Raw genomic sequence first — 5,287 nt, forward strand, 5'->3', positions numbered from 1 at the left:
GGCACGTTGCCGAACGCGACGGCGCCCCACGCGAGCATCGTCAGCACCGCGAGCCATTTCACGTGGATCGTGAAGGTCAGCGCGAGCAGCACGATCGCGAGCAGCAGGAAGATCCGCTTGAGCGCCTTCACGGGGCCGACGGCGTCCGCGAGCTTGCCGCCCCACACGTTGCCGACCGCGACCGACACGCCGTAGCCGACGAGCACGAGGCTGACCTGCGACGGCGTGAAGCCGGCGATCTGTTCGAGCAGCGGCGCCATATAGGTGAACGCGATCAGCGAGCCGCCGTAACCGACGGCCGTCATCGCATAGACGAGCAGCAGGCGCGGCTGGGCCAGCACGCGCAGCTGGCGGGCGAGCGGCGCGGGCGGCGTCTGCGGCAGCCCGCGCGGCACGAACGCGACCGCGCCGACGAACGCGACGAGGCCGAACAGCGCGACGATCAGGAACGTCGCGCGCCAGCCGAAGTGCTGGCCGATGAAGGTGCCGAGCGGAATGCCGGCGACGAACGCGACGGTCATGCCGCTGAACATCGTCGCGATCGCGCTGGCGGCCTTGTCCTTCGGCACGAGCGTGGTCGCGATGATCGAGCCGACCGAGAAGAACACGCCGTGCGCGAGGCCGGTGAGGATGCGCGCGACGATCAGCGATTCGTAGCCGGGCGCCTGCCATGCGACGAGGTTGCCGACGGTGAAGAGCGCCATCAGTCCGGCAAGCAGCGCCTTGCGCGGCACGCGGCCGGTGAGCGCGGTGAGGAGCGGCGCGCCGATCGCGACGCTCAGCGCGTACAGGCTGACGAGCAGGCCGGCGGACGGCAGGCTGACGCCGAGGTCGGCGCCGATCGTCGGGATCAGGCCGACGATCACGAATTCGGTGGTGCCGATGGCAAAGGCGCTGATGGTCAGCGCAAGCAACGCGAGTGGCATGACGGGATCCGGGTTTCAGTAGGAATGGATCGCAGTGTGCCGGCTTTACTTTTGCTGAAAAACTGGTCTATAAACCAAATTGTTTTGATTTCAAATCAACAATGAAGATCACCCTCGACGAACTCCAGGCCTTTGCCGCCGTGGTCGACACCGGTTCGATCACCGCCGCCGCCCAGCAGCTCGACCTCACCGTGTCGGCGACGAGCCGTACGCTCGCGCGGCTCGAGGAGAAGCTGAAGACCACGCTGCTGCGCCGGACCACCCGTCGGCTCGAACTGACGGAAGAAGGGCGCGCATTCCTGCAGAACGCGCGCGCGATCATCGAATCGGTCGAGACCGCGGAAGAGCAGATGCTCGCGCGGCGCGAGATGCCGTCCGGGCGCCTGCGCGTCGACGCCGCGACGCCGTTCATGCTGCACGTGATCGTGCCGCTCGTGCGCGGCTACCGCGAACGCTTCCCGAAGGTCGAGCTGGAGCTGAACAGCAACGAGGGCATCATCGATCTGCTGGAGCGGCGCACCGACGTCGCGATCCGGATCGGCCGGTTGAAGGATTCGACGCTGCACAGCCGGCGCATCGGCAACAGCCGGGTGCGCATCCTGGCAAGCCCCGACTACATCGAAGCGCATGGCCAGCCGCGCAAGGTCGAGGATCTCGACAAGCACACGCTGCTCGGCTTCACGCAGCCCGAATCGCTGAACGTATGGCCGATCCTCGGCACGGACGGCGAAGCATACCGCATCGAGCCGGACGTGTATTCGTCGAGCGGCGAAACGCTGCGGCAGCTTGCGCTGGAGGGCACGGGCGTCGTCTGCCTGTCGGATTTCGTGACCGCGCAGGATCGCGAAGCGGGGCGGCTGGTGCAGGTGCTCGCGCGCCACACGCTCGACGTCCAGCAGCCGATTCACGCGGTGTACTACCGCAATACCGCGATCTCGTCGCGGATCGCGTCGTTCGTCGACTACCTGATCGAGGTGCTGGGCGGCGGCGGCAGCGGCGGCGATGCGCCGGCGCGGCGCAAGGCCGCGTGGATGGAGCCGCAGTAGCGACGCAGCGCAGGCGGCGCTGCGCTGCGGGAGCGGGCGTGCCGCGCGGCGGCACGCCGTCGTGCTGCGATTACGCCTCTTCGGCCCACGACATCCCGTCGCGCGCGAGGAGCGCCGACGAAGCCGCGGGGCCGAACGTGCCGGCCGTGTACAGGCGCGGCCGGTCGCCGAGCTGCTTCCAGCCGTCGAGGATCGGCTCGACCCACGACCACGCGGCTTCCAGTTCGTCGCGGCGCATGAAATGCGTGAGGCGGCCGCGGATCACGTCGATCAGCAGCCGTTCGTACGCTTCCGCGCGCCGTTCCGGAATCGCCTGCTGCAGATCGAGGTTCAGGCTCACCGGCACCATGTTCATGCCGCTGCCCGGCTCCTTCGCGAGCATCTGCAGCTGGATCGACTCTTCCGGCTGGAGCTGGATCACGAGGCGGTTGCCGTAATTGCGCGGGCCGGTCGGGATGATCGAGAACGGCATGTCCGCGAACTCGATCACGATTTCCGACTGGCGGCGCTGCAGCCGCTTGCCGGTGCGCAGGAAGAACGGCACGTTCGCCCAGCGCCAGTTGTTGATGTGCGCGCGCAGCGCGACGAAGGTTTCCGCGCGGCTGTCCGCCGGCACGTTGTCTTCCTCGAGATAGCCCTTGACCGGCTGGCCGTCCACCGCGCCGGCCGTGTATTGGCCGCGCACCGTGTCGCGTGCGACGTCCGACAGCGACATCGGGCGCAGCGAGCGCAGCACCTTCAGCTTCTCGTCGCGCACCGCATCCGGATCGAGCGACACCGGCGGCTCCATCGCGACGATGCACAGCAGTTGCAGCAGGTGGTTCTGCACCATGTCGCGCAGCGCACCGGTATGGTCGTAGAAGCCCGCGCGGCTGCCGACGCCGACCGTCTCCGCGACCGTGATCTGCACGCTGCGGATGTTCGGCGCCTGCCACAGCGGCCCGAAGATCGGGTTGCCGAAGCGCAGCACCATCAGGTTCTGCACGGTTTCCTTGCCGAGATAGTGGTCGATCCGGTAGATCTGCGATTCCTCGAAGTGCTTGCCGACCGCATCGTTGATCGCCTTCGCGGACGCGAGATCGTGGCCCAGCGGCTTTTCGAGGACGACGCGCGAGTGCGCGTCGACGAGGTGCGCGGCCGACAGGTTGTCGCAGATCGTCGTGAACAGCTCCGGCGACGTCGACAGGTAGAACACGCGCACCGCGTCGCTACGCGCCGCTTCGGCGAGGCGCAGGTAGTCGTCCGGCGCGTTCACGTCGATCAGCACGTACTTGAACAGGTCGAGAAAGCGGCTCCACGCGTCGGCGTCGAACGCCTTCTCGTCGATGAACGGGCGCGACTGCTCGTCCATGAACTTGCGATAGCCGTCGATGCCCCAGTCGCGGCGGCCGACGGCGATGATGCGCGTCTCGGGCGGAAGATTGCAGTGCAGGTGCGCCATGTACAGCGCGGGCAACAGCTTGCGGGCGGCCAGGTCGCCGCCGCCGCCGAAGATGATCATGTCGACGGGCCGGTCGGCCGCCGTCTGGGAAGGCTGATTCGTCATGGGAGGTTCGCGGTTTGAAACGGTGAACGTGAAACGAACGTCGAGGGCAATGGGGCGCCGGATGCTCGGGCGCCGGTACGGCAAAACGCAATAGTGCACCGTTTTGATGGTTTGCGTATGCGTTCCCCCGGATGTAACAGGGCTTGCGTTCCGGATACCGTGTTGATTATGATTGAGCGCTCACTCATTAAAGGAATCGAACGTGGCCCGACCGCGCAGTCCCGACAAGCACGATGCCATCCTCGCCGCGGCCGCGCGTGCGCTCGCCGAGGACGGCGCGAGCGCGACGACGGCGCGTATCGCGAAGCTCGCCGGCGTGGCGGAAGGCACGGTGTTCACATACTTCGAGACCAAGGATGCGTTGCTGAACGCGCTGTACCTGAGCCTGAAGGCCGGCCTGCGCGAGGCGATGATGACCGGGTTTCCGGAACACGCGCCGGCCGAGCAGGCCGTGCGGCATGCGTGGAACGGCTACGTGTCGTGGGGCGTCGCGAATCCGGACGGGCGGCGCGCGCTGCAGCAGCTCGGCGTGAGCGGCCGCATCGACGATGCGCATCGGGCGGCCGGCGCGGAAGGCTTCGGCGGGATCGGCTCGCTGCTGCGTGAACAGGTCGGCGCGTCGGGCACGCTGAACCGCGACGAAGCCCATGCGTTCTGCTCGGCGTTGTTCACGTCGATCGCGGAAACCGCGATGGAATCGATCGCACGTGATCCGGCGCGGGCCGATGCATACCGGGAAGCGGGGTTTCGCGCGATGTGGGCCGTGTTGCACACGGTGTGAGTCAGGGATTGCCGTCGTGGCGGCGTGTGCCGCGACGACGGGCAGGGCGTTTCAGGCAGGGCGATGCAGGTCATGAACGATCGATACGTCGCCCAATTAATGAGTGAGTAATCATTCATTTTCATCGTTTCACCATCATCATGGAGTGGAAAATGTCGAAAGTCTGGTTGGTAACGGGGGCCGCGCGCGGCCTCGGGCGAGCGATTTCGGAAGCGGTGCTGGCGGCGGGCGACCGGCTGGTGGCGGGCGCACGCGATCCGGCGCGACTGGCCGATCTGGCCGAACGGTATGGCGACCGGCTGCTGCCGGTCGAACTCGACGTCACCGACGAAGCGGCGGCCGCGCAGGCCGTCTCGGCGGCACGCGCGGCGTTCGGCCGCATCGACGTGCTGGTGAACAACGCGGGCTACGGCCACACGGCGCCGTTCGAGCAGATGAGCGCCGACGCTTTCCGCGACCAGATCGAAACGAACCTGTTCGGCGTGATCAACCTCACGCGCGCGGTGCTGCCGACGATGCGCGCGCAGCGCGCCGGGCACATCTTCCAGGTGTCGTCGGTCGGCGGGCGCACGTCGACGCCCGGATTGTCCGCGTATCAGGCCGCGAAGTGGGCGGTCGGCGGGTTCAGCGACGTGCTCGCGAAGGAAGCGGCGCCGTTCGGCGTGCGCGTGTGCACGCTCGAGCCGGGCGGGATGCGCACCGAATGGGCCGCGCAGGCGAAGCGCGGCGTCGACGATCTGCTGCCCGACTATCAGCCGTCGGTCGGCAAGATTCTCGACCTGCTCGGTGCGTATGGCGGCCACGAGATCGGCGACCCCGCACGCATCGCGGCGCTGATCGTCGACCTGTCGCGCCGCGACGACGTGCCGCTGCGTTTGCTGCTCGGCGGCGATGCGCTGTTCGTCTGCGAGCAGGCGGAGCGGCAGCGTGCGGAAGAGGCGGCGCGGTGGCGGGACGCCACGCTGTCGACGCAGTTTCCGGATGCGAA

General features: G+C 67.7%; 5 protein-coding genes. 3 read left to right on the forward strand and 2 right to left on the reverse strand.

Annotated features, from left to right (window positions below):
• The coding region (locus tag JMF90_RS22690; protein WP_201325454.1) for an MFS transporter at positions 1-926 on the reverse strand (926 nt) is incomplete at its 3' end.
• Positions 927-1,027: 101 nt separating this feature from the next.
• Here JMF90_RS22690 and JMF90_RS22695 point away from each other — a divergent pair.
• Positions 1,028-1,972: a LysR family transcriptional regulator gene (locus JMF90_RS22695; RefSeq protein ID WP_011549012.1), complete on the forward strand. Its 945-nt coding sequence runs from the start codon at positions 1,028-1,030 to the stop codon at positions 1,970-1,972.
• A gap of 70 nt (positions 1,973-2,042) precedes the next feature.
• Here JMF90_RS22695 and zwf read toward each other — a convergent pair whose 3' ends face one another.
• Positions 2,043-3,518, reverse strand: coding sequence for a glucose-6-phosphate dehydrogenase (gene zwf, locus JMF90_RS22700; protein ID WP_011549013.1), 1,476 nt, complete (start codon positions 3,516-3,518; stop codon positions 2,043-2,045).
• A 202-nt stretch (positions 3,519-3,720) separates the two neighbouring features.
• On the opposite strand from zwf, the gene JMF90_RS22705 reads away from it, so the two are divergent.
• Positions 3,721-4,299: a TetR/AcrR family transcriptional regulator gene (locus JMF90_RS22705; RefSeq protein WP_011549014.1), complete on the forward strand. Its 579-nt coding sequence runs from the start codon at positions 3,721-3,723 to the stop codon at positions 4,297-4,299.
• Between the two features lie 152 nt (positions 4,300-4,451).
• Positions 4,452-5,287 (forward strand): SDR family NAD(P)-dependent oxidoreductase (locus tag JMF90_RS22710; RefSeq protein ID WP_201325455.1); only part of this gene is annotated, 836 nt, incomplete at its 3' end.

This window comes from Burkholderia sp. E168m23, from assembly GCF_016586125.1.
Lineage (GTDB): Bacteria > Pseudomonadota > Gammaproteobacteria > Burkholderiales > Burkholderiaceae > Burkholderia > Burkholderia orbicola.

Coding starts and splice junctions, on each gene's coding strand:
- zwf (WP_011549013.1), bottom strand. CDS start 3,518: ATGACGAATCAGCCTTCCCAGACGGCGGCCGACCGGCCCGTCGACATG.
- JMF90_RS22695 (WP_011549012.1), top strand. CDS start 1,028: ATGAAGATCACCCTCGACGAACTCCAGGCCTTTGCCGCCGTGGTCGAC.